The 24,738-nt window shown below is 66.2% G+C and carries 22 protein-coding genes and 1 tRNA gene; 15 read left to right on the forward strand and 8 right to left on the reverse strand.

Annotated features, from left to right (window positions below; genetic code table 11):
• Positions 1-4: 4 nt before the first annotated feature.
• From RB2654_RS18575 to RB2654_RS18585, 3 genes are read left to right on the forward strand one after another with little or no spacing between them, the layout of a single operon-like run.
• On the forward strand, positions 5-898 hold the full coding sequence (locus RB2654_RS18575; protein ID WP_050771997.1) for a manganese/iron ABC transporter ATP-binding protein: 894 nt from the start codon (positions 5-7) through the stop codon (positions 896-898).
• Positions 895-1,755, forward strand: a complete 861-nt coding sequence (locus tag RB2654_RS18580) for a metal ABC transporter permease (protein ID WP_008334708.1) — start codon at positions 895-897, stop codon at positions 1,753-1,755. Before RB2654_RS18575 ends, RB2654_RS18580 begins: the two co-directional genes overlap by 4 nt.
• Positions 1,755-2,582 (forward strand): metal ABC transporter permease, encoded by an 828-nt coding sequence (locus RB2654_RS18585; protein ID WP_008334710.1) that lies wholly within the window; start codon positions 1,755-1,757, stop codon positions 2,580-2,582. Before RB2654_RS18580 ends, RB2654_RS18585 begins: the two co-directional genes overlap by 1 nt.
• Positions 2,583-2,593: 11 nt before the next feature.
• On the opposite strand, the gene RB2654_RS22605 is transcribed toward RB2654_RS18585, so the two are convergent.
• The gene (locus RB2654_RS22605; protein WP_008334711.1) at positions 2,594-4,345 is read right to left on the reverse strand and encodes an alpha/beta hydrolase; all 1,752 of its coding nucleotides are present in this window, start codon (positions 4,343-4,345) and stop codon (positions 2,594-2,596) included.
• 164 nt (positions 4,346-4,509) lie between these two features.
• Here RB2654_RS22605 and RB2654_RS18595 point away from each other — a divergent pair, with 164 nt between their 5' ends.
• Genes RB2654_RS18595 through RB2654_RS18605 form a run of 3 tightly spaced genes read left to right on the forward strand, consistent with a single transcriptional unit; the run spans position 4,510 to position 11,088 of the window.
• Positions 4,510-6,648: a caspase family protein gene (locus RB2654_RS18595; protein ID WP_008334712.1), complete on the forward strand. Its 2,139-nt coding sequence runs from the start codon at positions 4,510-4,512 to the stop codon at positions 6,646-6,648.
• 20 nt (positions 6,649-6,668) lie between these two features.
• Positions 6,669-7,691, forward strand: coding sequence for a S1 family serine peptidase (locus RB2654_RS18600; protein ID WP_008334714.1), 1,023 nt, complete (start codon positions 6,669-6,671; stop codon positions 7,689-7,691).
• Positions 7,678-11,088 carry a CHAT domain-containing tetratricopeptide repeat protein gene (locus RB2654_RS18605; protein WP_008334717.1) on the forward strand — a complete coding sequence of 1,137 codons (3,411 nt, stop codon included), beginning with the start codon at positions 7,678-7,680 and terminating at the stop codon, positions 11,086-11,088. The genes RB2654_RS18600 and RB2654_RS18605 overlap by 14 nt, the downstream gene beginning before the upstream one ends.
• A gap of 133 nt (positions 11,089-11,221) precedes the next feature.
• On the opposite strand, the gene RB2654_RS18610 is transcribed toward RB2654_RS18605, so the two are convergent.
• Positions 11,222-11,295, reverse strand: a tRNA-Cys gene (locus RB2654_RS18610).
• 156 nt (positions 11,296-11,451) lie between these two features.
• Here RB2654_RS18610 and RB2654_RS18615 point away from each other — a divergent pair.
• The 3 genes from RB2654_RS18615 to RB2654_RS18625 all read left to right on the forward strand — a co-directional run bounded on the left by RB2654_RS18615 (position 11,452) and on the right by RB2654_RS18625 (position 14,691).
• Positions 11,452-12,105 (forward strand): protein-L-isoaspartate O-methyltransferase family protein, encoded by a 654-nt coding sequence (locus tag RB2654_RS18615; RefSeq protein ID WP_008334718.1) that lies wholly within the window; start codon positions 11,452-11,454, stop codon positions 12,103-12,105.
• A 30-nt stretch (positions 12,106-12,135) separates the two neighbouring features.
• Positions 12,136-13,596 (forward strand): TolC family outer membrane protein, encoded by a 1,461-nt coding sequence (locus RB2654_RS18620; protein ID WP_008334719.1) that lies wholly within the window; start codon positions 12,136-12,138, stop codon positions 13,594-13,596.
• 111 nt (positions 13,597-13,707) lie between these two features.
• Entirely contained in the window at positions 13,708-14,691 is a 984-nt protein-coding gene (locus RB2654_RS18625) for a hypothetical protein (RefSeq protein WP_008334720.1), read from the forward strand.
• A 26-nt stretch (positions 14,692-14,717) separates the two neighbouring features.
• On the opposite strand, the gene RB2654_RS18630 is transcribed toward RB2654_RS18625, so the two are convergent.
• Complete coding sequence (locus RB2654_RS18630; RefSeq protein WP_008334721.1) at positions 14,718-16,166, reverse strand: cobyric acid synthase; 1,449 nt, start codon at positions 16,164-16,166, stop codon at positions 14,718-14,720.
• An 83-nt stretch (positions 16,167-16,249) separates the two neighbouring features.
• Between RB2654_RS18630 and RB2654_RS18635 the strand changes: the two genes are divergently transcribed.
• Entirely contained in the window at positions 16,250-17,104 is an 855-nt protein-coding gene (locus RB2654_RS18635; protein WP_008334722.1) for an arsenate reductase/protein-tyrosine-phosphatase family protein, read from the forward strand.
• Positions 17,101-17,778: an aquaporin gene (locus RB2654_RS18640; protein WP_008334723.1), complete on the forward strand. Its 678-nt coding sequence runs from the start codon at positions 17,101-17,103 to the stop codon at positions 17,776-17,778. Before RB2654_RS18635 ends, RB2654_RS18640 begins: the two co-directional genes overlap by 4 nt.
• A gap of 59 nt (positions 17,779-17,837) precedes the next feature.
• On the opposite strand, the gene RB2654_RS18645 is transcribed toward RB2654_RS18640, so the two are convergent.
• The gene (locus RB2654_RS18645; RefSeq protein WP_008334725.1) at positions 17,838-18,158 is read right to left on the reverse strand and encodes a DUF6280 family protein; all 321 of its coding nucleotides are present in this window, start codon (positions 18,156-18,158) and stop codon (positions 17,838-17,840) included.
• Positions 18,159-18,376: 218 nt separating this feature from the next.
• On the opposite strand from RB2654_RS18645, the gene efp reads away from it, so the two are divergent.
• Positions 18,377-18,940 carry an elongation factor P gene (efp, locus tag RB2654_RS18650; RefSeq protein ID WP_008334727.1) on the forward strand — a complete coding sequence of 188 codons (564 nt, stop codon included), beginning with the start codon at positions 18,377-18,379 and terminating at the stop codon, positions 18,938-18,940.
• A 56-nt stretch (positions 18,941-18,996) separates the two neighbouring features.
• Here the strand turns inward: efp and RB2654_RS18655 are convergent, their stop codons facing one another.
• Together RB2654_RS18655 and ygfZ are read right to left on the reverse strand one after the other, a co-directional pair.
• Positions 18,997-19,803 carry a fructosamine kinase family protein gene (locus RB2654_RS18655; protein ID WP_008334729.1) on the reverse strand — a complete coding sequence of 269 codons (807 nt, stop codon included), beginning with the start codon at positions 19,801-19,803 and terminating at the stop codon, positions 18,997-18,999.
• Positions 19,791-20,540, reverse strand: a complete 750-nt coding sequence (gene ygfZ / locus RB2654_RS18660; protein WP_008334730.1) for a CAF17-like 4Fe-4S cluster assembly/insertion protein YgfZ — start codon at positions 20,538-20,540, stop codon at positions 19,791-19,793. Before ygfZ ends, RB2654_RS18655 begins: the two co-directional genes overlap by 13 nt.
• Before the next feature lie 61 nt (positions 20,541-20,601).
• On the opposite strand from ygfZ, the gene RB2654_RS18665 reads away from it, so the two are divergent.
• Positions 20,602-21,276: a glycosyltransferase gene (locus RB2654_RS18665; protein WP_008334737.1), complete on the forward strand. Its 675-nt coding sequence runs from the start codon at positions 20,602-20,604 to the stop codon at positions 21,274-21,276.
• Positions 21,277-21,328: 52 nt separating this feature from the next.
• Positions 21,329-22,522: a pyridoxal-phosphate-dependent aminotransferase family protein gene (locus RB2654_RS18670; RefSeq protein ID WP_008334739.1), complete on the forward strand. Its 1,194-nt coding sequence runs from the start codon at positions 21,329-21,331 to the stop codon at positions 22,520-22,522.
• A gap of 2 nt (positions 22,523-22,524) precedes the next feature.
• Here the strand turns inward: RB2654_RS18670 and RB2654_RS18675 are convergent, their stop codons facing one another.
• The gene (locus RB2654_RS18675; RefSeq protein WP_008334740.1) at positions 22,525-22,923 is read right to left on the reverse strand and encodes a hypothetical protein; all 399 of its coding nucleotides are present in this window, start codon (positions 22,921-22,923) and stop codon (positions 22,525-22,527) included.
• Positions 22,920-23,951: an alkane 1-monooxygenase gene (locus RB2654_RS18680; protein WP_008334741.1), complete on the reverse strand. Its 1,032-nt coding sequence runs from the start codon at positions 23,949-23,951 to the stop codon at positions 22,920-22,922. The genes RB2654_RS18675 and RB2654_RS18680 overlap by 4 nt, the downstream gene beginning before the upstream one ends.
• Positions 23,952-24,067: 116 nt before the next feature.
• On the opposite strand from RB2654_RS18680, the gene RB2654_RS18685 reads away from it, so the two are divergent.
• Entirely contained in the window at positions 24,068-24,694 is a 627-nt protein-coding gene (locus RB2654_RS18685) for a lysoplasmalogenase family protein (protein ID WP_008334743.1), read from the forward strand.
• The last annotated feature ends 44 nt before the right edge of the window (positions 24,695-24,738 follow it).

Here is a 24,738-nt window from a genome sequence, read left to right on the forward strand (position 1 = left end):
ATTCATGCAGGCAGACAAGGCAGCGGGAGTGATGAACGTGGAAGCGCAGACCGCCGGCATAACCGCGCGTGACGTTACCGTGACCTACCGCAACGGTCACACCGCGTTGCGCCATGCGAGTTTCGCGATCCCGCGCGGCACGGTGACGGCGCTCGTCGGTGTGAACGGTGCGGGCAAGTCCACGCTCTTCAAGGCGATCATGGGGTTCGTGCCGGTCGCGGGCGGCGAGATCGAGCTTCTGGGCATGTCCGTGCGCGAGGCCCTGAAACGCAACCTCGTGGCCTATGTGCCCCAGTCGGAAGAGGTCGATTGGTCCTTTCCCGTGCTGGTCGAGGATGTGGTGATGATGGGTCGCTATGGCCACATGGGGTTTCTGCGCCGCCCATCGAAAGCAGACCACGCCGCCGTCGCCGCCGCGCTCGACCGGGTGAACATGGGCGACTTTCGCCACCGCCAGATCGGGGAGCTTTCCGGCGGGCAGAAAAAGCGCGTCTTCCTCGCCCGCGCGCTGGCGCAGGACGGGCAGGTGATCCTGCTCGACGAGCCATTCACGGGCGTGGATGTGAAAACCGAGGAACAGATCATCGCCCTGTTGCGGGAGTTGCGCGACGAGGGCCGGGTGATGCTGGTCTCGACCCACAACCTCGGCACCGTGCCGGAGTTCTGTGATCGCACGGTTCTGGTCAAGGGCACGGTCCTGAACCACGGCCTGACCGAGACGACCTTCACGCGCGCGAACCTCGAAGCCGCGTTCGGCGGCGTGCTTCGCCACTTCACGCTGGGCGGCACCGACCTGCATGACGACGAGGACGCGCGCCATATCTCGATCCTGACCGACGATGAGCGCCCCTTCGTCCAATACGGCGACGAGACGCGGGTGACGGAGCGTAAGGAATGAGCGTGCTCTTCGAGCCTTTCACCTACGGCTACATGACCAACGCGATGTGGGTCTCGGCGCTCGTCGGTGCGGTCTGTGCGTTCCTTTCGTCCTACCTGATGCTCAAGGGCTGGTCCCTGATCGGCGATGCGTTGTCGCATTCGGTGGTGCCGGGGGTTGCGGGGGCCTATCTGCTCGGGCTGCCCTTCGCTCTGGGCGCATTTCTGTCGGGCGGGCTGGCGGCGGCGGCGATGCTGTTTCTGTCGGATCGTTCCGGGCTGAAGGTCGATGTCATCATCGGGATCATCTTCACCTCGTTCTTCGGGCTGGGGCTGTTCATGGCTTCGGTGAACCCGATGGCGGTGTCGCTTCAGACGATCACCATGGGCAACATCCTTGCCATCTCGCCGGACGACACGCTGCAACTGGCCATCATCGGCTTCGTCTCGCTCGCCGTTCTGATCGCCAAGTGGAAAGACCTGATGGTGGTGTTCTTCGATGAAAGCCACGCGCGGTCGATCGGGCTGCGCCCCGGTCTGCTCAAGGCCGTGTTCTTAATGCTCCTCTCGGCCAGCGTGGTGGCCGCGATGCAGACGGTCGGCGCGTTCCTCGTCATTGCGATGGTGGTGACGCCGGGGGCGACCGCCTATCTGCTCTGCGACCGCTTCCCGCGGCTCATCCTGACCTCGGTGGCCATCGGCGCGGTGACGAGTTTCGTCGGTGCCTATGCGAGCTATTTCCTCGACGGCGCGACGGGCGGCATCATCGTCGTGCTGCAAACCGTGATCTTCCTCGTCACCTTCCTCGTCGCACCGAAACACGGGCTTCTCGCGGCCAGACGCAAGGCGCGGGCGGCACTGGACGGGGAGGCGGCCTGATGGACATGCTGCTCATGCCGTTTCAGTTCCCGTTCATGCAAAACGCGTTTCTGATTTCCGCGATCGTCGCGGTGCCGACCGCGCTTCTGTCGTGCTTCCTCGTGCTCAAGGGCTGGGCGCTGATGGGCGATGCGATCAGCCATGCGGTCCTGCCGGGGATCGTGCTCGCCTATGTGCTGGGCCTGCCCCTGATCCTCGGCGCCTTCGCGGCCGGTATGGTGACGGCGGCGGCGACCGGGTATCTGTCCGAGAACAGCCGGGTGAAGCAGGATACCGTGATGGGTGTCGTCTTTTCCGGCATGTTCGGGCTGGGGCTGGTGATCTATGTCTCGCTCAACACCAACGTCCACCTCGACCACATCCTGTTCGGCAACATGCTGGGCGTGGGAGCCGAAGACCTCTGGACGGCAGGAGGGATCGCGGCGGTCGTGGTCGTGGCACTGCTGGTGAAATGGCGTGACCTCATGCTTCATGCCTTCGATCCGGCACAAGCGCAGGCCTCGGGTCTGCCGGTGGGGCTGCTCCATTATGGGCTGCTCACGATCCTGTCGCTGACCATCGTCGCGACCCTGTCGGCTACCGGGCTGATCCTTGCCGTGGGTCTGCTGATCGCGCCGGGGGCGACGGCGTTTCTGCTAGTGCGCAGGTTGGGCGCGATGCTCTGGGTGGCCGTGGTCGTCTGCCTGATCTCAACGCTGGGCGGCACTTACGCCAGCTTCTTTCTCGACAGCGCGCCCGCGCCGACGATCATCCTTATCCTCACCGCTTTCTTCGTCGCGGCCTTCGTGCGTCGAACCATTCTGGTGCGCCGGGCCACGCTGGCCTGACACCGTGCCGTCTAGTGCGCCATCAGGCGTTCCAGCACGGGGGTCAGGCTGTCGAGCAGCAGCGGGTCGCGCACGGTCTGGGTCAGGATCTTCTCGGCGGCGTCCAGACTGGTGACACGGGCCTTTTGCAGATGCGTCATGATCTCGACCAAGGTCGTGTCGTCACAGGCGCCCGCCTGATAATGCCAAAGCGTAAGCGTCCCGGCCTGTGCGGCACGTGGGGCCAGCCCGCAGCGTTGCGATGGGTCCGCGTTGCGCCAGAACAGCGTGACCAGATCGGCCAGCGCGGAACTGTCGCTTGCGAAATAGGTATGGGCCAGCATGTCGTCGCCAAGGTCCGACATATCCACGCTGTCGAGGTTCGGGTCGGCCAGCAGCAGGTCTCCGGCCTGACCCGCACGCGGTGCGCTGCCATGCAGACGGCGGGACGTGGCGAGGGCGAAGTCCCGGTCCGAGGCATAGAGCGTCAGCCGTTCGGCCACCGGGCGGATCGTCGGCAACATGCCCGAAAACAGACCGGCATCCACGTCGGGCGCGGCGAAGACCACCTGAGAAAATACCGGATCGTCGCCCGGTTCGATGTCGTTGCGCAACGCCATCAACTCCAACGCATCGGTCAGCGCCCGGTTGCCCATGCTGTGCGCGACGATGTGGATCGTGCCTGCGCCAGATCGGGCGACGAGGTCGTCGAGGAAGTGGGTCAACCGCCGGGCCGACACCCGGACCGACGCCTCATCCGCGGCATAGGCGAAGGCGCTGCCGCGTGAAGGCCACGAGTAAAGCACGGGGACGCCCGGAAAGTTCATGTCATGGGCCATCTGCGCGGTGCGGCGGGCGGCCTTGGCGAACGGCACGTTGAAGCCGTGCACGAAAACGAACAGGTCATCGGCGGCCCGATCCTCAAGCCGCGTGCGCATCGTGTCGTAGAAGTCGCCGGGTTCGACCGGCACGACGCTGTGAAGCACAACATGCTTCGCCGGGTTTGGCCCGAACTCCAGCCGCCAGATGCTCGGCGCTTCGACGAGCGCGGGGGTATGGTCCGGAGGAATGCTCACCATAGCGATGCCGAGTTCCAGCGCGTCCCCCCGCATGCCGGAATAGAAGGTCGACGGCTGGCTTTCGTCCCCGCGCGCGCGGTCCGTCGCGTAGAAGACTTCGACCTCGTGAAAGCCGCCGTCACCTTCGCCACGGGTGGACCCGAAGCCAGAGGCCGGGGCGGTGGCGGCGAAGTCTGCGGAGGCCGCATAGCTTTCGGCGGCTGCCTCGTCGCCTGCCAGCCGGGCCAGATCGGCCAGACGCGCGAAGGTGGCGGACAGGATATCGCCCGAACGCCCGGAATCGCGCTGTTCGTCAAGGATGCCCTGAACCATTTCAAGCGCGGCGGCGGGATTGCCCGCCTGCACGAACAGCGTCGCTGCGGTGTCGTAGAGCGCGACGGGGTCTTCCTCCAGCACCTGACGTTCGCGGGCGGCAAGGGCGCCGAGCTGGGCATAGAACCGCGCGGCTTCTTCGATCCGTCCTGCTTCGACGAGCAGTTCGGCCTTGAGCATTCCGAGGTCGAAGGTGATGCGCGGATCGGCCAGACCCGCCCCGGCAAGCGCCGCGTCCACGCGGGCGAGTGCCTCGTCGACCGGCAGCGCCGTAAGGTCGGCGAGTTCGAGTTGCAGCCGCGCAAACGCACGCTCGGTCTGGGCGCTTGCCGGTCGCGGTGCGCTGGTCATCAGGATCGCGACGATCAGAAACAAAAAGCGCAGAAACGACATGATGAATCCCGGTTGCCGAACGTCAGGACATGCTATCGGCTGGTCTGTTTCTGTAAAGCCGTCGAATTGGGTCGTTTGGGAAATGGGCGAAATGGGCGTAGGCTCGGTTCGATAATTTCTCGAATCACAATTGCGCCAAAGTTTCTTTCGGTGGGGGAAAACCCGTGAAAACCGTCGCGCTCGTCATTGCGATCCTGATCGCGGCCCTGTGGCCGAGGTCAAGCCGTGCCGAGGTTTCCGCCATTCTGGTGGGGGTTGCCGATTACACCATCGAATCCGGGATCAGAGATCTGAAGGGTCCGCCGAACGACGTGCGGCTTCTGGCGGATGCGCTGACCGGGCGCGGTGTCACCGACATCACGCTCCTCGCCGATCATCTGGAGCGCGGGACGCGACCGACCCGGACCGCGATCCTGTCGGCATTGGCCGAAAAGGCCGCGACGGTCGGCGCGGGCGATTTCGTTTTCATCCATCTCAGCGGCCACGGCACGCGGCAGACCGACCGCGACGGCGACGAAACCGACGGGTTGGACGAGGTGTTTCTGCCTGCCGATGCTGGGCGGGCTGCCGAGGGCACGGGCCTGATCGAGAACGCCATTCTGGATGACGAGATCGGGGCCGCCGTCGATGCGATCCGGGCCACCGGCGCGAATGTCTGGCTTGTCATGGATAGCTGCAATTCGGGCACAGGCCTGCGGGGTGTCGGCTCGAACGTCGCGACCCGATTTGTCGATCCCGCTTCGCTCGGCGCCTCGACCGAACGCGGCGCCCGGCGCGAAGATCGCGACGATGCGGGCAGCGCCGACCTGCCCGGTGGGATCATCGCGTTCTATGCCGCGCAAAGCTCCGAGCCTGCGCGCGAAGTCGACATGGGGGGCGAAGACCGGGGGGAGGACTGGTTCGGCGTCTTTACCTCACGCCTTGCCGCGCATCTGGTGGGCGAGGCGACCTACACGTTCCGCCAGCTGTTTCAGGCGGTTCTTTCCGACATGAACGACCAGAGCGTGCCGGGCGCGGCCCGCCTGCAAACCCCGCTTTGGGAAGGCGATCTGATCGATGCCACCCTGTTCGGCGATGCGACCACGATCGGGGTGCGGCGCTTCCCCGTCGATGGCGAGTTGATCGGGGCCGGGCTGGTGCACGGGATGACGGATGGCACGCTCGTCGGATTGGTCGACGCGGCCAATGCCTCGTCCGGCGATTTCACGGGCCTCGCCCAGCTTGAAGCCGTGGGGGCGACGGATGCGCTCCTACGACCCGTTGCACCGGACTGCGTGCCGATGGAGGCGGAGTTGTGCGACCTTGCCGGGGAATTGCCGGAAACCGCCCGCTTTGCCGAGATTCTGGCGCGTCCGGTGGACCTTCGTGTCGGCTTCGCGCCGCCGGTCGATCTGGCTTCGGGCGAGCCGCTTGCACCCGACCACCCTGCGGTCGTGGCCCTGAGTGCTGCGATGGGCGATCCGGCCTTTGCCCTCAGCCTGTCCAGCGAAGCCTACGAGGTCGAGACGGTGTGGGACGGCACGGCGCTGTGGTTCGGTCCGCGCGCCACCGTCGGTGGCTTTCCGATCGGCCTGCGCTGGGCACCGGACGACGGGCCGCTCGGCCCGATCGTCACGCGCATCGCCAAGGCCGAAACCGCCGCAAGGCTGTTCGGATCGCTTGCCGGGGCGGCCTCGATCCTGAACCCGAGCCCGGTCGAGGTGAGGACCGAGGTGCTCGCGGTCAACGCCGCCGATCTGCAACCGGCGGATGCCGGTGTTTCACCCCAGACCGAATGCCGGGCCGCCATCGGGCGCGCCAATGCCACGCCCGTGCCGCTCGCGCCTCACGCCGAACTCAAGCAATGCGACGGGCTGACGGTCTCGGCGCGTGGCGTCGTCGGCGGGGCGCGGGACGTGAACCGCATCCACATCGATTCACACTATTGCATCAACGCCCGCTATGCCCGGATCGAGGATGCGACGGCGGCGCAAAGGGTGGGCGAGGGGATGTTCCTGTGCTCGGACTGCCCGGGCGGCTACGGCGCCGGGGAGGAGCGCATGTTCGTCATTGTGTCCGAAGCGATGGCGAATGCGGAACCCCTGAACCTCGAAGGCCTGATCGAAAACTGCGGGACTGCCGATGCCGCGACCCGCGGCGGTCCGCAGGTGACGGCGGTGAACGACTTTCTGTCGGGCCTGTCGTCGGGCCGCGTCACCCGTGGCGCCATGTCGGCGGCAGGCGTGGCGGACGTCTGGGTCGAAAGCTGGCGCTGGACGGTCGTGCCCAAACCGGTGGCTTTTCTGGAACTGGAATCGAATTGACCCTTTAGGAGGACGGACCCTTGAAACGACTTCTGATCCTTGCACTCGGCGCTGCGACGCTTGGTGCCCCGGCCCTGTCGCAGGGCCTAGACGGGGGCGAGCGCGCCCGGAGCGTCGACAGTATGCGCGACTACATCCTCGCCCGGCGGGCCGAGGCGGGCGAACCCGGCGATACGCGGATCGTCGGCGGGCGCCCGGCGGACGAGGGCGAATGGCCCGCCGCCGTGTCGCTGCACGACACCGCCACGCTCGACGAAACCGGCGGCGACTTCTTCCTGTCCGAACTCTGCGGCGGCACGATCATCACGCAGGACTGGATCCTGACGGCGGCGCATTGCCTCGTGGACGAGGACGGTCAGGTGAAACCGGCGGATGCGCTCGTGGTCCGCTCGGCCTCGAACTCGATCTACGACGGCAACGTGAACCTCGCCGCCGAATTCGTCGTGCACGAGGACTACGATCCCTGGACGCTGGACAACGACATCGCGCTCATCCGGCTCGCACAGCCGATCTATGGCGGGGCCGGAACGGATACGATTCCGCTCATCCCACAGGGGGCCGTGATCCCGAACGCGCCCGCGATGGTCGTGGGTTGGGGGATGCTCGACGACGGCACCTTCCCCCCGGTCCTGATGGAGACCGACATCAACGTGGTTCCGAACGCCACCTGCGATACCGGCATGGCCGAAGAGGCCCGCAAGCAGGTGGGCGGGGTGCTGCTCGACCTCGGCGACATCAACAACATCCCGATGGATGCGCTGGAACAGGCGTTCCAGATCCTCGCCAGCAACATCGGACCGGCCTTGTCGCAGAACATGATCTGCGCGGGCATCCCGTCCGGCGCACGCAGTTCATGCAGCGGCGACAGTGGCGGCCCGCTGATGATGCAGGCGACCGATGGAACATGGGTGCAGGTCGGCATCGTCAGCTGGGGGCGCGAGGCGCTGGATGCCGAACATCGGTGCGCCCATCCGAACCTCTATGCCGTCTACACCCGCCTGTCGAACTACTTCGATTGGATCGCGGGGCATGTCGAAGGCTAGGTCGGCACTGGCCGTCGCGCTCGCGCTTCTTCTCGCGCTTCCCGCGGCGGCTCAGGACCTCGACGCCCTGAACGCGCAGGCCATCGCGGCCTATGGCGCGGGCGATGTCGAAACGGCCCTGTCCGTGACCGAGGACGCCGTGGCGGCGCCACCGGATGTGGCCGAGGCCAATCCCACGGCCTATCTTCTCGCGCTCAACAACCTGACCTTTCTGGTCATGGGGCAGGGCGACGCCCCAAGGGCCGCAGACCTGAGCGCGCGGGCCGTGGCTTTCGGCGAGGGGCGTGAGATCGACGACCCGGGGGTGCTGGGCACCGCATTCCTTCAACGCGCACAAGTGCTGGCCCGCAGCGAAGGCGCCGGACCCGCGACCGAAATGCTGCGCCGGATGATGCAGGTCACGCGTGACACGCCCGCGCATGGTTTCGCGGCCAGCGCCGCCGGCGATCTTGCTTTCGACCTAGAACGGTATGTCGAGATGCTCGGCTACTACCGCGAAATGGTGGCGGTGACCGGGGTCTGGACCAGCGCGCATGGCATCGACGTGTTCTACGACCGGCAGTTGGCGCTGGAATCCGAGGGCGACATCGCGGCGGTCGCCGCGCTGATCGACACGCGCATCCTGCTCGTCGAAACCGCACAACCCCAACTGGCCGAGGATTTCGCCGACAGCGCCCTCTGGACCAAGTTCTACATGCACTACGAGGCCGAGAATTTCGGCGAAGCGGCGGATGCCCTGACGCTCTGGGCAGGCGTAGGCACGATGACCAGGAACGAGCGCGAAAGCCTGACCGAGATCGCGGCGAATATTCTTGAGCGCACGCGACGCGGTGAACATGCGGAACGCAGCGCGGTTCAGCTTGGTTATGCCGAACTCGCGGTCGCGCTGGCGCGCATCGTCTATCCCGCGAACGATCCCCGCATCGGTGTCGCGCTTCGGGAACGGGCGGATGCCGAAAGCCGCCTTGGCCTTTACGCCCGTGCGGCGGCGACCTTGCAGGAGGCTTTGGCTTATCCCGAAGGCGGACGCGCGGCGATGGGGGAGCGGACCTTGTTGCTGGAAGACCTCGCCAACAACGCATGGCAGATCGGGGCCTATGACCAATCGCGCGCGCTCTATGAACAGGCCGAGGTGTCCTACAACGCGGACCTTGCCGCCGGGATGGCGCCGTTCGCGCCCTTCGACCGTTCGGTGCTTGCCACCAACCGGGCCAAACTGGCGCTCGAAACCGGAGATATCGAGGCGGCGACGGCGCTGCGGGGGGAGGCGGACGCGCTGCTGGGTGAGGCCCGCGCGGCGGGTCTTGGCGAAGCGCAAGACCTGCGGCAACAGGTCGAGATCGCCGAGATCGACGCATATCTCGCCGCTGCGACCGGGCGGGATGGCGTCGCGGCGACCCTGCGCTGGGTCGAGTTGGTGCGACGCGGCTACCCCGATGTCCATGCAGATCGGGCGCAGAAACTCCACAACGCCGCCGATCAACTGATGGTTCTGGGGCGTTCCGACATCGCGCTCGACCTTCTGGCCGAGGCTCAGGTCATCGCCGCTCAGGCGCTGCCACCGACCGCACCGCTGGCTGCCGAAATCGCCTTCCGGCAGGCGGTCGATGCCATCATGCGGGGGGATCGCGACGCGGCCCGGACCTTCGCGGCCCGCACCGTCGCCGCCTACCGCGCGCCGGAGAACCGCGACGAACTCGGGGCGAACCGCTGGACCTTCGACATCTACGCCTGGCTTCTGCTCGATCGAGATGACCCGCCCCCTGAAGACATCGACGCCGCATTGGCGGCCGTTCAATGGACGCAGGTCAACCGCGCCGCCGAAGCCGTGGACCAGATGAACGCGCGCTTGATGATCGACGACCCGGCGCAGGCCGTTGCGATCCGGGCGCGGCAGGATGTGGTCGAGGCTCTGACCCGCTCCCGCTCGGCCCTGACGACCGCCTATGCGCGCGGTGAAGACCCGGCCCCGCATCTCGAACGACAGGCCGCGCTGTCGGACGCGCTATCGCGGACCGAGGCCGCGCTGGCCGATGCCGGGCTGGCCCTCACCGGGCAGGCCCCGATCACGCCGCTGACGGTCGCTGACATTCAGGCTTTGCTGACACCCGGCGAAGTCCTCGTCACCTTCCTGCTTCCGGGCCTGAAACCCGACGCGGTGCCGGGGCTTGGCCCAAGCTCGAACAAGGTGATCGCGATCGCGCGGGACGAGGTGCGGATCGCCCCCATCGCCGAAGCGGGGCGCGGCAACCTTGTCGCGCGAATCGCCGCGTTTCGGTGCGAAATGGCGGTCAGCGACGGCGCATGTGGGGTAACGACCGGCAGCGCCACGGTGCGCGGCGCCATGCTGTCACTGGACGAAAATGCAGAGCCGGCGACCCCCGTCTTCGATTGGAACGTCGCCTACGGCCTTTACGCCGATCTCTTCGGCGGTGTCCAAGACGTTCTGAACGGGGCCGATCACCTTATCATCGCGCCGCCCGGCGACCTGCTGAACCTGCCCTTCTCCGCGCTGGTCCGCGCGCCGGGGCCGCATGACCTCGCCTCCGCGCCATGGCTTGTTCGCGAGCACGCGATCTCGGTCCTGCCGTCGATTCCCGCCCTTTCGACGCTTCGGGCGCCGCATGAGGATCAGACCGAGGGCTTTCTGGGAATCGGTGACCCCATCGTCGGCGCGGACGCGACCATTGATTGCGTCGAAGTCGGTCTGGGGCTGCTGCGCGGCGGACAGTCGTCGAATGGGACGGTTCTGGGGTTCGACACAGGCGATCTGCGCCTTGCGGACCCGCAAGCCCTGCGCGCGTATGCCCGCCTGCCGGACACGCGCTGCGAGCTTGAGGCGATGCAGGATGCTTTCGGCAAGGGCGACCTGATCCTCGGAGCCGCCGCCACCGAGACGACGCTGAAGGGCCTAGATCGTGAAGGCGCGCTCGCCCGCTACGGTGTGGTCGCCTTCGCGACCCACGGCCTGATCTCCGGTGAGGCCGGAACGATTGCGCCCGGCCTCCTTCTGACTCCGCCCGACGCACCGGGCGTGACGGACGACGGCCTCCTCACGTCCGCGGAAATTGCCACACTCGACCTGAACGCGCGCCTCGTGATCCTGTCGGCCTGCAACACGGCCGCGGGCGAGAACCCGGGGCAGGAGGGCCTGTCGGGCCTCGCCGGCAGTTTCTTCCACGCCGGCGCCCGCGCGCTGATGGTGACCCACTGGTCCGTCTTCAGCGACGCCTCCGCCCGCGTCGGATCCGGCATCGCCACCCGGATCGCAGCCAAGCCCGACCTTTCCAACGCCGAAGCCCTGCGCGAAACGGTGCTCGACATGTTGGACGGCGCGCAAACGGATTTCGAACGCCACCCCGCGTATTGGGCGCCGTTCGCGATCATCGGCGGGTAGGGGGGCGTCGCGCGCGCCGCATCTGGGGGCAGGGCGCAGACGATCATGCGTCGCGCTTCGCTTGGGGGGATTATGAAGAGTGGCCTCTCGAGGCGGTCAGGGGCGGGGGACCGGGCAGTTCGTGGGGAGGTATTGGAGGCGAGTACCGGAATCGAACCGGTGTACACGGATTTGCAATCCGCTGCGTCACCACTCCGCCAACTCGCCGAAGGGTGCGGGGGAGATAGCCCAAGGGGCGGCGTGGTGCAAGGGGGTAACGGGAGGGGAGCGCGCGGCCTGCCGAAGGGTCGCGCACCGTTGCGGCCCCCGGGGTTCTGTGGCAAGACCTTGGCCAAGCCAAAGCGCCACACAGGACGGGATCCCATGAGCGATTTTCAGACCCGCCGGACGATGATGGTGGATACGCAAGTCCGCCCCTCCGACGTCACCAAATATCCGATCATCGACGCCATGCTGACCGTCCCCCGCGAGGACTTCGTGCCGGACGACCAGCGCGAGGCGGCCTATACCGAAACCCAGATCGAACTGGCGCCCGGGCGTGTGATGCTCGAGCCGCGCAGTTTCGCGAAAATCCTCGATGCCCTGTCGATCCAGCCCACCGAGCTCGTCCTGACGGTCGGGGCCGGGCTGGGCTACGGTGCCGCGGTTCTGGCGCGGCTTGCCGATTTCGTCGTGGCGGTCGAAGAGGACGACGGGCTGGCGGGCGAGGCCGAAGGCCGTCTGGCCTCGGACGGTGTCGACAATGTCGCCGTCATTAAGGCGCCTCTGGTCGATGGCGCGGCCAAACACGGTCCCTACGACGTCATTCTGATCGAAGGTGCGGTGGAAACGCTTCCCGCGACGTTAACCGATCAACTGCGTGAAAATGGTCGCATCGCCGCACTTTTTACCGAGGGCAACCTTGGAATCGTGAAGGTGGGGTACAAGATTGACGGAGCCGTGAACTGGCGGTTCGCCTTCAACGCCTCCGCGCCGGTCCTGCCGGGGTTCACCAAAACCAAGGATTTCGCGCTCTGACGCGATGACCAGAACAGGGACGGGCACCGGATGACACAGAAGCTGACGCTGAAGCAACGGGTGGCGGGGTCGCTCGCGGCCATGACGGTTGCCTTGTCGCCGCTGGCCGCCGGGGCCGAAACGCTGTCGGACGCGATGGTTTCGGCCTACAAGACCTCGGGCCTGTTGACACAGCAGCGTGCGCTTCTGCGCGCCGAGGACGAAAATGTCGCGGTCGCGGTGTCCGCGTTGCGCCCGGTCATCTCCTATTCCGCCCAGACCAACCTCGGGTATAGCGATCCCGATCTGCGCCGCACGTCGCCCACGGGCCTCCCGTCCGAGACGTGGAGCGGCACGCTGGCCCTGTCGGCGCAGCTTCTGCTGTTCGATTTCGGCGCGACCGACAAGCGGATCGAGATCGCGCGCGAAAACGTCATGATGGCGCGCGAGGCGCTGGTCGGTGTCGAGCAGAACGTGCTGCTGAACGCCGTGACTGCGTATCTCAACGTGCTGTCCGCCAACGAATCCGTGGCGCTTCAGGCCAACTCGGTGCGTCTCATCACGCAGGAGTTGCGCGCGGCGCGGGACCGGTTCGAAGTCGGCGAGATCACCCAGACCGACGTTTCGCTGGCCGAAGCCCGCCTCGCGGCCGCGCGGGCGGCGGAGGCCTCGGCACAAGGCAACCTGATGGTCGCGCGTGAGGCGTACAAGGCCGCGACGGGGCATTACCCCGGTCGCCTGTCACCCCCGCCGGCACCGCCCAGCATCCCGTCGACGGTCGAGGCCGCCAAGGCGCAGGCACGCGGTCGTCATCCGGATATCCTCGCCTCGCAGCGGGCGGTGAGCATTTCGGATATGTCGGTGGAACTGTCCAAACTCAGCACGATGCCGACGCTTACCGCGAACGTGACGGCGCAGACCGGCGTCAGCACGACGACGACCTATGCCCCCGCACCTGTCGGAACGACGACGTCGAACCGCAATTCGGCGGGTGTGTCCGGCGGCCTCACGCTGTCCGGCCCGATCTATTCCGGGGGGCGCCTGTCCGCCCTCTATCGTCAGGCGCTGGCACAGGCCGAAGCATCGCGGGCCGCATTGCTCGTGACGGTGCAGGGCATCGAACAGACGGTCGGCAACGCCTGGGCGCAACTTTCGATCGCGAGCGCGAGCCTTCAGGCCACCGACCGTCAGATCCGGGCGAGCCGGGTGGCCCTGCGGGGCGCGCGGGAAGAGGCGACGCTGGGCGCGCGCACGACGCTCGACGTTCTGAACGCCGAGCAGGAATTGCTCGACGCGCTTGCGAGCCAGATTCAGGCCCGCTCCGACCAATATGCCGCGATCTACAACCTGCTTGCTGCTATGGGCCTTCTGACTGCCGAGCATCTGCGGCTGGGGATCGCCACCTATGACCCGTCGGCCTATTACAACGCGGTGCAGGACGCGCCATTGCGCGTGGTCAGCCCGCAGGGCGAAAAACTCGAGCACATTCTGGAAGCTCTGGGAAAACGCTGAGTTTTTAAGGGTTTCCTAACTGAAGCATGGGTTAATGCCGTCCAGCGGATTGCCCGAAGGGCGTCGGGTGGGTATTCTTGGGGCCGAGGCTGATCGAGGCAGAACGAATCCATGTCGGAACCGGTAACCAACGCTGAAATCGAAGACGTGCTGTCCGCAGTGCGCCGGCTCGTGTCGGAAAGCGGTGCGCCGCGTCGTGAGGAACGTCGTCGTGAGCCGGTCGGAAAACTCGTGCTTACACCGGCTTTTCGCGTCGATACGGTGGCCGAATCCGTCGTGAAGGACAAGGCGGACCCGGCGAATATGACCGACGCGCAAGGGCACGAAACGGCCGAGGCCGACACTTCGCAGCCTGCGGAAAAACCGATGGCTTCGGTCGAATCGCTCGTTCAGCGTGCCGTGTCCGCCGCACCCGAGCCGGTGGACCAGGACACGGATGAGGACTGGGACGAGCCGGAAGTGGCTTTGTCGTCCGATGAAGGCCAGCCGGTCGAGGACGATGTGCCCGAGGCCGGGTTCGTCGAGGTGAACGATGAAGACGAACTCGTCTCGTCGCTCGAAGACCGGATCGCGGAACTGGAATCCGTGGTGACCGACAGCACGACGCAGGAGTGGGAACCCGACGGCTCGGAAGAGCAGGACGCACCTGCGACCGTGATCTTCCGTCACGCCGGGGCCGCCGCAGGACCGCGTTTCGAAGAACCGGACCACGCAGAGTCCGTGGACGAGGAGCCGGAGGTCGATCTGCCGGACCCCGACCCGATGGGCGTTGCCGAGGCCGCCGAGATCGACGTGCAGGAGTGGGAGGATGTCGTCGACACGCCCACGGCCTATGCGGTGCCCGATATCGACGAGGACGAAGACGATTACGATGCGCCCTATGCGGCGGAGCCAGAGCAGGTCATGGGTGACTATGAGATCGGCGAAAACACCGCCGACGACATGGTGATCGACGAGGACATGCTGCGCGAGATCGTCGGACGGCTGGTTCGCGAAGAACTGCAAGGCACGATGGGCGAGCGCATCACGCGCAATCTTCGCCGCATGGTCCGCCGTGAAATCGCACGCGCCATTGCGCTCAAGGATTTCGACTGAACGACGTCAGTCTTTCGAGGTAAAGATCAACGCGCCAGCGCGAACAGGGCGCTGACGTCGAGATGCGTTTCGAGATGATCCGCCAGCGCATCCAACGTCGCGTCCACCGCTGCGCCGTAGGACGTATCCGATGTCGGCGCCCCGAGCCTCGCCAGAAAAACCCGGCGGAACGCGTCTGAATCGAACATTCCATGCAGGTATGACCCGCGAACCCGGCCCGTCGCATCGGCGGCGCCCTCGGCGTTTCCAGACACGGTCAGCCAGCCGCGCGACGTGTCGGGCCCCTCGGTCTTGCCCAGATGGATTTCGTAGCCCGTCAGACCGATCCCGCTTTCGCGGTCGACCGCCTCGGTGAGCGCAAGCCGCTTTTCGGGCTCCAGTGTCGTGACCACGTCAAGGTGCCCCAGCCCCTCGACCTCCCCCGGCGGACCTTCGAGCCCGCCTGCGTCCACGATCCGCCGCCCAAGCATCTGATACCCGCCGCAGAGGCCCAGAACGTGACCACCGCGCCGGATGTGGGCGGTAAGGTCGATGTCCCACCCCTGCGCCCGGAAATGGGCAAGGTCCGTGATCGTGGATTTCGAGCCGGGGATCAGGACGAGGTCGGCGTCGCCGGGCAGGGGTGTTCCCGCCGCTATGATCTCGACCGAGACGCCCGGTTCGGCCGCCAACGGGTCAAGATCGTCGAAATTCGCGATGCGGTTCAGGCGCGGCACCACGACCTTGAAGTTTCCACTGGGGCGGGGGGAGGCGAGGTCCATGATATCCTCGGCAGGCAGACGCCACGCCTCGGCGAACCACGGCACGACGCCCAGCGACGGCCATGCCGTGTGCCGGGTGATCTCGACCAGCCCATCGTCGAACAGCGTCGGGTCACCGCGGAACTTGTTGATGAGGAACGCGACGATCCGGTCGCGGTCGGACGCGGGCAGGACGGCATGGGTGCCGACCAGTTGCGCGATCACGCCGCCCCGGTCGATGTCGCCCGCCAGCACGACGGGCACGTCGGCGGCTTCGGCAAAGCCCATGTTGGCGATGTCGCCCGCCCGCAGGTTCACCTCCGCCGGGCTGCCCGCCCCCTCTACCAGCACAAGATCCACATCGGCGCGCAGACGCTGAAAGCTGTCCAGCACGCAGGGCATCAGGTCGCCCTTCATCTGCCCGTAATCGCGCGCCTTGACGGTGGCAAGACGCTGTCCCTGCACGATCACCTGCGCCCCGGTGTCGGTCTCGGGCTTCAGGAGCACGGGGTTCATGTCGACCACCGGATCGCGGCGCGCGGCACTTGCCTGCAAGGCCTGCGCCCGCCCGATCTCCCCCCCGTCGACGGTGACGGCGGCGTTGTTCGACATATTCTGCGGCTTGAACGGCGCGACCGATATGCCGCGCCGGACAGCGGCGCGTGCCAGACCCGCGACGAGCATCGACTTGCCCACGTTCGAGCCCGCGCCCTGGATCATGATCGCCTTTGCCATACCCCCGGTTAGCGCGTCCTCGGCGCAAGGGGAAGCATGTAGAATCGCTTGACAGGAATCAAAATATCGGGAAATCCAGAAATATGGAAACAGCCCGCGCCACAACCGCCTTTGCCGCCCTGTCGCAGCCGCTTCGCCTCGACGCGTTCCGCCTTATCGTCGCGGCAGGTCCACAGGGCCTGCTTGCCGGTGAAATCGCCGAGGCGATGGGGGCCAAGCAGAACACCATGTCCACCAACCTCGCCCAACTGCGCGAGGCGGGGCTTTTGGTGTCGCGCCGCGAGGGGCGGGGGGTGCGCTATGCCGCCGACCTCGTGGCGGTTCAGGGGCTCGCCGGGTTCCTGCTGGATGAGTGCTGCGGGGGGCAGCCGGAGCTATGTGCGCCGGGCCGACCGAGCGAGCTGGGTCGAATGGAGGGCTATGCCATGACCGACAAGAAGAACGTGCTGTTTTTGTGCCACGGCAATTCGGCGCGCTCGCTGATCGCCGAGACGATCCTGAACGCCGAGGCGGGGGACAGGTTCCGCGCCTTTTCCGCCGGGGCCGAGCCGAAATCCGGCCCGCATCCCTACACCATCGACCTGCTCAAGACGCTTGGTCACGACGTGTCCGGCCTGCGCTCGAAAAGCTGGGACGAATTCGGGCTGGCCGAGGCGCCCGAAATGGATTTCGTGTTCACCGTCTGCGACAAGGCGGCGGGGGCCACCTGCCCGGTGTGGCCCGGCCAGCCGATGAGCGCGCATTGGGGGGTGCCGGACCCGGTCGGGGCGCAGGGCAACGAAGCCGAAAAGCGCCTGGCCTTCTCCGACGCATACCGGATGCTGCGCAACCGCATTCTGGCCTTCACCGCCCTGCCGCTCGCCGCACTGGACAGCCTGTCGCTCAAGCGCGAACTCGACGATATCGGAGGCATGGGCGCCGAGGAGCGCGCCACGTGACGCCCGATGTGCCACGCAAGCTTGTGGCCGAGGCGTTAGGAACCGCGCTTCTGGTCGCGACCGTGGTCGGCTCGGGGATTATGGCTGACGCGTTGAGCCCGGATGACGCGGTCGCGCTGATCGGGAACACGCTGGCGACCGGCGCGATCCTCGTCGTGCTCATCACCGTCCTCGGCCCTGTGTCCGGCGCGCATTTCAACCCGGCGGTCACGCTGGCCTTTCTGGTGCGCGGCGGGATCGACCCGAAACTTGCCGGGGCCTATATCGCGGTCCAGATCGCGGGCGGGATCGTCGGAGCGCTTCTGGCCCATGCGATGTTCGATCTGGACCTCGTACAGGTGGCGACACAGGTGCGCGCAGGCCCGCCGCAATGGCTGGCCGAGGTCGTGGCGACTTTCGGGCTTCTCATGGCGATCCTCGGCGGGCTCAGGGCCCGGCCCGATGCCGTCCCCGCCCTGGTCGGACTTTACATATCGGCGGGCTACTGGTTCACGGCGTCCACGTCCTTCGCCAACCCCGCCGTCGCGATTGCGCGCAGTCTGACCGATACCTTCGCGGGTATCCGCCCGGTCGATCTGCCGGGTTTCGTGGTGGCGCAATGCGCGGGCAGCCTGATCGCGGTGGTCCTTGTCGGATGGCTCTTGGCGGACCGGCCCCGCGCGAACGCCGTGTGACAAACAGAAAAGCGCGCCCCCCAGGGACGCGCTTTTCTCGTAGCCGATGATCGTTCGGATCAGGCGGCTTCGGCAGCTTCCGCAGCGTGGCGACGCTCACTCTCTTCACGCGAGAGGGCGACCGAGGTGCGCACACCTTTGCCCACGAATTCCATCAGTCCCGAGACGACGCGTTCGTTCGGGTCGATGCCGGCGCAGGACAACACTTCGCGCCCATCGCGCGAGCGGGCCCAGCGGGCGATCTGCTCAGGACCATTGCCGTATTTCTTGTCATCCGCGATTGCGTCATCGAGCGCGGCAAGAACCACCGCCGCAAACAGTTTGCGGGCCCGGTTCCCTTGTTCATGATTGAAGGCAGTACCGTCGACGTTGTCGAGCATTCCCAGTCCTTTTGTTGTTCTTGTCTTGCACTTGCTGGCGTGCTGGCCAATATGCGGTTTTGTATCCGATTCGATATGGACCTCAGCGCATGGCTGCCATGCGTATAGCGCATACCTTGCCATGAGGACACACTAATTCTAGTCGGCTTGCAGGCAGCCAGTCCCCCGGATATAGGTGCCGCCAAATCTTCGTCAACCTTTTGCCACGGTTTCGCCACATGCCCAAAATCAACGGAAACGAAATTCGTCCCGGTAACGTGCTGGAGCACAACGACGGTCTCTGGGCCGCCGTGAAAGTCGATCATGTGAAGCCCGGCAAAGGCGGCGCCTTCGCTCAGGTCGAGCTTCGCAACCTTCGTAACGGGTCAAAGCTTAATGAACGGTTCCGCTCCGCCGACAAGGTCGAGCGCGTGCGTCTCGAGCAGAAAGACATGCAATTCCTGTATGAATCCGACGGGATGCTGACCTTCATGGACACCGAGACCTTCGATCAGGTCGAGCTTCCGGCCGAGATCCTCGGCGACCGTCGCCCCTTCCTTCAGGACGGCATGACGATCGTGGTCGAGTTCCACGATACCGAGGCGCTGAACGCGACCCTGCCGCAGAAAGTGACCTGCACCATCGAAGAGACCGAGCCGGTCGTCAAAGGTCAGACCGCCGCCAACAGCTTCAAGCCCGCGCTGCTCGACAACGGCGTGCGCATCACCGTGCCGCCCTTCGTCGGTCAGGGTGAAGCGATCATCGTGAACACTGAAACCATGGAATATTCCGAGCGCGCCTGACGCGACGGAATGCACGGAATTGAGCGGCCCCGGCACCCTCCGGGGCCGTTTTGCGTTCAGACGCCTAGTTCTTTCAGCAGCCGGTCGACCATGCCGCGATAACTGGCGCCGAACAGTCTGAGGTGCACGAGAGCCGGCCAGAGCGTGTAGACCGTGCGCCGCGTTTCCCATCCCGGTTCGAGCGGTCCATAGGCCTCGTCGAAGCCGCGACCGGGGCTTCCGAATAGGTGAAGCATGGCAAGGTCGACCTCGCAGTCGCCATAATAGCACGCCGGGTCGATGAAATGGATGCCGCCCTCGGGTCCGAAAAGCAGGTTGCCGGTCCACAGGTCGCCATGCAGCAGGGCGGGGCGCGGCGCGGCCGGCAGAAGGTGCGGAAGACGTTCGGCCAGATTTGCCAATCGTGGCGCGACCCCGCCGGGCAGATAGGGCGCATGGGCAAGCAGGCGGCGCGAGGCCCAGAAATCGGGCCAGTCCGTCGTTTCGGCGTTCGAAATCTCGACGTTTCCGAAAGCGTAGTCCTCATTCCAGCCATAGTTCGCGCCGGTCGCGCCATGCATCTGGGCAAGCGTCTCACCCGCTTTCGCCCAGGCGGTCGGCTGGGGTGCGCCTTCGTCAAGTGCTTCGATCAACAGAATGTTTCCCGCGACCCCGACCACATCGGGCACGGGCGCGCCGGTTTCGGCCATCGCGGTGAGCATCCGCGCCTCGCGATCCACCAGCGGGCCGGACTTGGCGACGACGCGTCCGCCGCCCTGTAGCGTGACGAGGGTGACCGCCGACAGATCGCCGCCATGAAGGGGTCGGCGGGCCGCAATGCGGTCGCCGGTCAGGTCGAGGATCGCGTGGTCTAGCGCGTCCATGTGACGGTCGCGTCACCGGCGGTCATCGGCCTCTCGGCCCGGTCGAACCGCAGATAGGCGATGGCCCGGTCGCCCGCGCGGGTGTGGAGCATACCCGCCGGTTTCCCGTCGTCGGTCGTGATCTCGGTCCCCGGTTCGGCCTCGCCGTCGACCGCCACGGTGACAAACCCTTTGCGCAGTTCCGTCTTGTGTTTCATGCGCGCGGTGACTTCCTGCCCGACGAAACAACCTTTCTTGAAATCCACGCCGTTCAGCCGGTCGAAACCGGCTTCCAGAATGAAGGTGTCCGGTGTCAGCTCCGCGCCGGAGGCGGGCACGTTCAACTCAACCCGCAGCGCCTCCCAGTCCGTTGTGGGGGCGTCGCCCGGCGTGTCGGAATAAAGCCGCCAGCCAAGCGCCGCGTGGCGCGGGTCGGGAAAGGCGCCTTCGGGCATATCCTTGCGCCCGCGCAGCGCGAAAAGCTCGGTCGGCTCGATCTGCACGTCGGCGCGCAGCTTGTACATCGTCAGCCGCTGGCCCAGCGTTTGGGCAAGGTCGCTGTCCACGTCGATGAGCAGCGCGTCGCCCGTGTCGACCATGAAGAAGTCGGCGATATACTTGCCCTGCGGCGTCTGAAGCGCGGCATAGGCAATGCCGCCGGGTTTGACGTTGTTGGTTACGAGATTGTCCAGAAATTTCACGCGGTCGGCGCCGGTGATCCTGAAAATCGTCCGGTTTTCATGGGTTTCCCCGGTCATCGCTTTCCCCTGTCGGTGTTGCGATTAATATAGGCGCTCCACCGTCAGGCGAAAGGCCCCGATGCGCGCGCGACTTTCCATCGTGATCCCGACCTTGAACGCGGAAGCCACGCTGCCCGCCGTTCTGATCGCGCTCATGGAGGGGGTCGAGGCGGGTCTCGTGCGCGAGTTGATCGTGACCGATGGCGGGTCGCAGGATGCGACACGCGCGATCGCCGAAGAGGTCGGGGCGATCTGGATCGCGGGCGAAGCGGGGCGCGGCGGGCAGCTCGCACGCGGTTGCGCCAAGGCGGGCGGCGATTGGATGCTGGTGCTGCACGCCGACAGCGTTCCGGGGCCGGGCTGGGTCGAAGCGGCCGAGCGCGGGATGCTGCGCGGCGGGCCGGGGTATTTCCGCCTGCACTTCGCCGCACGGGGCCTCGCCCCACGCCTGACCGCCGGTTGGGCCAACCTGCGGTCCGCCCTGTTCGGTCTTTCGTTCGGGGATCAGGGATTGCTCGTGTCCCGGGCCAACTACATGGCGGCGGGCGGCTATCCCGATGTCCCGCTGATGGAGGACATGGCGCTCGTGCGCGCACTGCCACGCCCGCGCCCGCTGGATGCATGGGTCGAAACGAGTTGGACGCGATACCGGGGCCGCTGGCTGGCCCAAGGCAGCCGAAACCTGATCCGTCAGGCGCGTTTCCTCGCAGGGGCCGATCCAGCCAAACTCGCCCGCGGCTACCGGACCGATTGACCTTGCCCGATGCCGGGGCTACCGATTTGGCCTCGGAAAACCGGAGCCTGCCATGAACCTGTCATTCGGCCGCGATTACCTTGCCATCCCCGGCCCCTCGGTGTCCCCCGAGCGGGTGCTGAACGCGATGCACACCTCGGCCCCCAATATCTACGAGGGCGCCTTGGTCGACATGGTGGCCGACATGGTGCCGGACCTGAAGGCGGTCGCGCGGACCCAAGGCCATGTCGCGATCTATATCGCGAACGGGCACGGCGCATGGGAAGCGGCCGCGATGAACCTTCTCGCCCCTGGCGACATGGCGCTGGTACTCGACACCGGGCGGTTCGCAGGCATCTGGGGCACGGTCTGCGAAAGGCTGGGCGTCAAGACGCAACTCATCGACTTCGGCAAGAAATCCGCCGTCATCCCGGAGCGGGTCGAGGCCGCGCTTCGCGCCGATACCGAACACAAGATCAAGGCCGTGCTGACGGTGCAGACCGACACCGCCACAGGCGTGCGCAACGATATCCCCCTGCTGCGCGAAGCGATCGACGCGGCCGAGCATCCCGCGCTTCTCATGGTCGATTGCATCGCCTCGCTCGCCTGCGACGTCTACGAGATGGACGCGTGGGGCGTCGATGTGACGGTGGCCGCCAGCCAGAAAGGGCTGATGACGCCCCCCGGTCTGGGTTTCGTGTTTCTGAACGACAAGGCGCGCGCGGCGCAGAACCCGAATGTCAGTTATTACTGGGACTGGGCTCCGCGGATCGAGCCGGAGCGGTTCTACCAGTTCTTCGGGGGCACCGCGCCCACGCACCACCTGCTGGGCCTGCGCGCCGCGCTCGACCTGATCGCGGAAGAGGGCGGGATCGAAGCGGTCTGGAAACGCCACGCCGTGCTCGCCCGCACGGCCTGGGCCGCGTTCGAGGCTTGGGGCCAAGGCGGACCGATGGAGATCAATGTGGCCGACCCCGCCATACGCTCCCACGCCGTGACGGCGTTGAGCCTTGGCGCCCATGACGGCAGCCGGCTGCGCCGTTGGGTGCAGGACAACGGCGGCGTGACGCTGGGCATCGGGCTAGGCATGTCGGCGCCGGGCGACCCGAACGGCGACGGGTTCTTCCGGCTCGGGCACATGGGTCACATCAATGCCCACATGATGCTGGGCGCGCTGGGCGTGATCGAATCCGGGCTCAAGGCGCTTTCGATCCCGCATGGCGACGGCGCCTTGTCCGCCGCCGCGCAGGTGATCGCCGAGGCCTGAGGTCAGACGCCCACTTCGGGGCCGAGGCACAGAAGCGGTTCTTCGCTTTCCCCGGTCTCGTAAAGCTCTTCGTATTCCGGGTTGTTCTCGAACCGGGCGACCAGTGTCGAGCCACGCAGGAAGAACGACCAGCACTGCGGCTCGGGGTTGTCCTCGTAGATGAAGCAGATGTTGCCGTCGTCGGGATACCAGTGCCCGGACTTGCAGCGCCCGTCGAGGAAGGACCAGCGCACGGTTCGACCCGGCAGGTAATCCTCTCCGCCGTAGTTCTGCCCGTCGAAGCCGTACATCAGCGTCTTGCCGGTCACATATTCCTCGAACTGCTGCGGGGTGAGGCGTTCGCTTTCCGCGGCGACGGCTGTCAGCGGCAGGCAGAAGGCGAGCAGGGCGGCGCGGATCATGCGGGGCGTCCTTTGTATCGGGCGAGCACCGGGTTCATCACCCGACGCCAGAGTTTCGGAAACAGCGCGAGCGCGGCCATTGCGGGCAACGTCGACGGCAGGGTGGGCGCATCGTCATGGGTGGCCAGTGCCGGGTAGGGCCGCGACGGGTGCGCATGGTGGTCGGAGTGGCGCGGCGCGTTCAGCATCAGGTGGCGCGAGAACCAGTGCCCGGCATTCCAGCTGTGCTGCGGGCCGACCGGCTCCAGCTTGCCATTGTCCCGTGTCGCGCGCGTCAGCCCATAGTGCTGGACGTAATCGGACAGAAGAAGCTGGGTGGTCGCATACCACGACAGGAGGAGATGTGCGCCCAGCCCGGCCCAGCCCCAGACGATCGCCGAGGCCGCGACGAAGGCCAAGGCCCCGGCGCAATAGGTGACATAGGGGTTGATCCCGCCCGTGCCGCGTCGCGCGAGGTCGGCCTTTTCCGCGCGATACCCTTCGACGAAGCTTCCCAGCCACGCGCGGCGCGAAAACGCATAGAACCCCTCGTTCTCGCGCGCCGAGTTCGGGTCTTGCCGTGACGCGGCATATCGATGATGCACCTTGGTATGCGCCGAGGTGTGGTGCCCGAACAAAAGCGAGATATAGACCCATTTCCCAAGCTCGAAGAGCGGGCGCCGGGTCCGGTGGATCAACTCATGCGCGTTCGAATTGGACACCTGCCCGAAGAACAGGCCTGCGGCCGCGAACAGCGCGAACCAGTTCGCCGGATGCAGCCCGCCGGTCGCCAAAGCCCGGATGACCAGTGCCAGCAGCACGAAATGCAGAATGGCGAGCAAAGCCGACAGCCCGTCGGCGGCGGGCAATTCGCGGGTCGGGTCGGCGGGCGGGTCCATCGCCCGGATCAACTGATCCATGCCGAAGGTGAAAAGCGTCATGTAAAGGAACGCGGCCCAGACCCATGCCCCGCCCGCGACCGCGCCGACCGCGATGAGCACGACCGGGGTCAGGGTGGCGAAGGCATAGGCACGGACCGGATGGTTCATGCCCAAATGATACCGCCCGTGCCGCGCTGCGGAAAGAGCCTGTTGGGACTGCGGCAAATGAAACCTTGACCTGTGGCGGCCTCTCGCCATTCTGCCGCGCGGGGGAAGGAGACGTCATGATCGCACCTCTGCTCGTCTGGACCGGCATCCTCGCAGCACTGGTCTATCTGCCGATGACCGAGGACGAGCCGAACTGGCCACGCACCGTGGTCAAGGCTCTGCCGCTCATATTCTTCGCCTATGCGGCATGGCAGGCCGGGAACACCGCCTTCCTCGTCGCGGGGCTGTTCCTGTCGGCGCTGGGCGACATGGCGCTGTCGCGGACCGGGCGTCAGACGTTCCAGTTCGGTCTCGCCGCCTTCGCATTGGCGCACCTGCTTTACGTGTTTCACTTTCTGGTCCTGTCGCAGTCGCCGCTGTGGGAGGCCTTCGTGCTGAACACGCCGATGGCGGTGTTTCTCGTGGCCTACGCGCTGGCGGTCGAGGTGTGGCTCATCCCCTACACGATGGAACTCAGGTGGCCGGTGCGCGCCTATGTCGTGCTCATCACGCTCATGGGCCTTGCCGCGCTGACCATGCCGATGGGGACCGCCTTTCTGGGGGCCGCGTTCTTCATCGCCTCCGACACGCTGCTGGCCTTCCAGCTCTTCCGGCTGGACGAGGACAATCCGCTGACGGGCCGGATCGGTTGGGCGATCTGGATCGCCTACATCGCGGGACAGGCGATGATCCTGTCGGCCTGAGGCTTCCATATCGGCGAAATCGCGATTAGGTGAAAACGAACTGC

Source organism: Maritimibacter alkaliphilus HTCC2654 (genome assembly GCF_000152805.1).
Lineage (GTDB): Bacteria > Pseudomonadota > Alphaproteobacteria > Rhodobacterales > Rhodobacteraceae > Maritimibacter > Maritimibacter alkaliphilus.

Excerpts from the sequence above, each read along its gene's own strand:
- RB2654_RS18575 (WP_050771997.1), top strand. The coding sequence starts at position 5 with ATGCAGGCAGACAAGGCAGCGGGAGTGATGAACGTGGAAGCGCAGACC.
- RB2654_RS18580 (WP_008334708.1), top strand. The coding sequence starts at position 895 with ATGAGCGTGCTCTTCGAGCCTTTCACCTACGGCTACATGACCAACGCG.
- RB2654_RS18585 (WP_008334710.1), top strand. The coding sequence starts at position 1,755 with ATGGACATGCTGCTCATGCCGTTTCAGTTCCCGTTCATGCAAAACGCG.
- RB2654_RS22605 (WP_008334711.1), bottom strand. The coding sequence starts at position 4,345 with ATGTCGTTTCTGCGCTTTTTGTTTCTGATCGTCGCGATCCTGATGACC.
- RB2654_RS18605 (WP_008334717.1), top strand. The coding sequence starts at position 7,678 with ATGTCGAAGGCTAGGTCGGCACTGGCCGTCGCGCTCGCGCTTCTTCTC.
- RB2654_RS18615 (WP_008334718.1), top strand. The coding sequence starts at position 11,452 with ATGAGCGATTTTCAGACCCGCCGGACGATGATGGTGGATACGCAAGTC.
- RB2654_RS18620 (WP_008334719.1), top strand. The coding sequence starts at position 12,136 with ATGACACAGAAGCTGACGCTGAAGCAACGGGTGGCGGGGTCGCTCGCG.
- RB2654_RS18625 (WP_008334720.1), top strand. The coding sequence starts at position 13,708 with ATGTCGGAACCGGTAACCAACGCTGAAATCGAAGACGTGCTGTCCGCA.
- RB2654_RS18630 (WP_008334721.1), bottom strand. The coding sequence starts at position 16,166 with ATGGCAAAGGCGATCATGATCCAGGGCGCGGGCTCGAACGTGGGCAAG.
- RB2654_RS18635 (WP_008334722.1), top strand. The coding sequence starts at position 16,250 with ATGGAAACAGCCCGCGCCACAACCGCCTTTGCCGCCCTGTCGCAGCCG.
- RB2654_RS18645 (WP_008334725.1), bottom strand. The coding sequence starts at position 18,158 with ATGCTCGACAACGTCGACGGTACTGCCTTCAATCATGAACAAGGGAAC.
- efp (WP_008334727.1), top strand. The coding sequence starts at position 18,377 with ATGCCCAAAATCAACGGAAACGAAATTCGTCCCGGTAACGTGCTGGAG.
- RB2654_RS18655 (WP_008334729.1), bottom strand. The coding sequence starts at position 19,803 with ATGGACGCGCTAGACCACGCGATCCTCGACCTGACCGGCGACCGCATT.
- ygfZ (WP_008334730.1), bottom strand. The coding sequence starts at position 20,540 with ATGACCGGGGAAACCCATGAAAACCGGACGATTTTCAGGATCACCGGC.
- RB2654_RS18665 (WP_008334737.1), top strand. The coding sequence starts at position 20,602 with ATGCGCGCGCGACTTTCCATCGTGATCCCGACCTTGAACGCGGAAGCC.
- RB2654_RS18670 (WP_008334739.1), top strand. The coding sequence starts at position 21,329 with ATGAACCTGTCATTCGGCCGCGATTACCTTGCCATCCCCGGCCCCTCG.
- RB2654_RS18675 (WP_008334740.1), bottom strand. The coding sequence starts at position 22,923 with ATGATCCGCGCCGCCCTGCTCGCCTTCTGCCTGCCGCTGACAGCCGTC.
- RB2654_RS18680 (WP_008334741.1), bottom strand. The coding sequence starts at position 23,951 with ATGAACCATCCGGTCCGTGCCTATGCCTTCGCCACCCTGACCCCGGTC.
- RB2654_RS18685 (WP_008334743.1), top strand. The coding sequence starts at position 24,068 with ATGATCGCACCTCTGCTCGTCTGGACCGGCATCCTCGCAGCACTGGTC.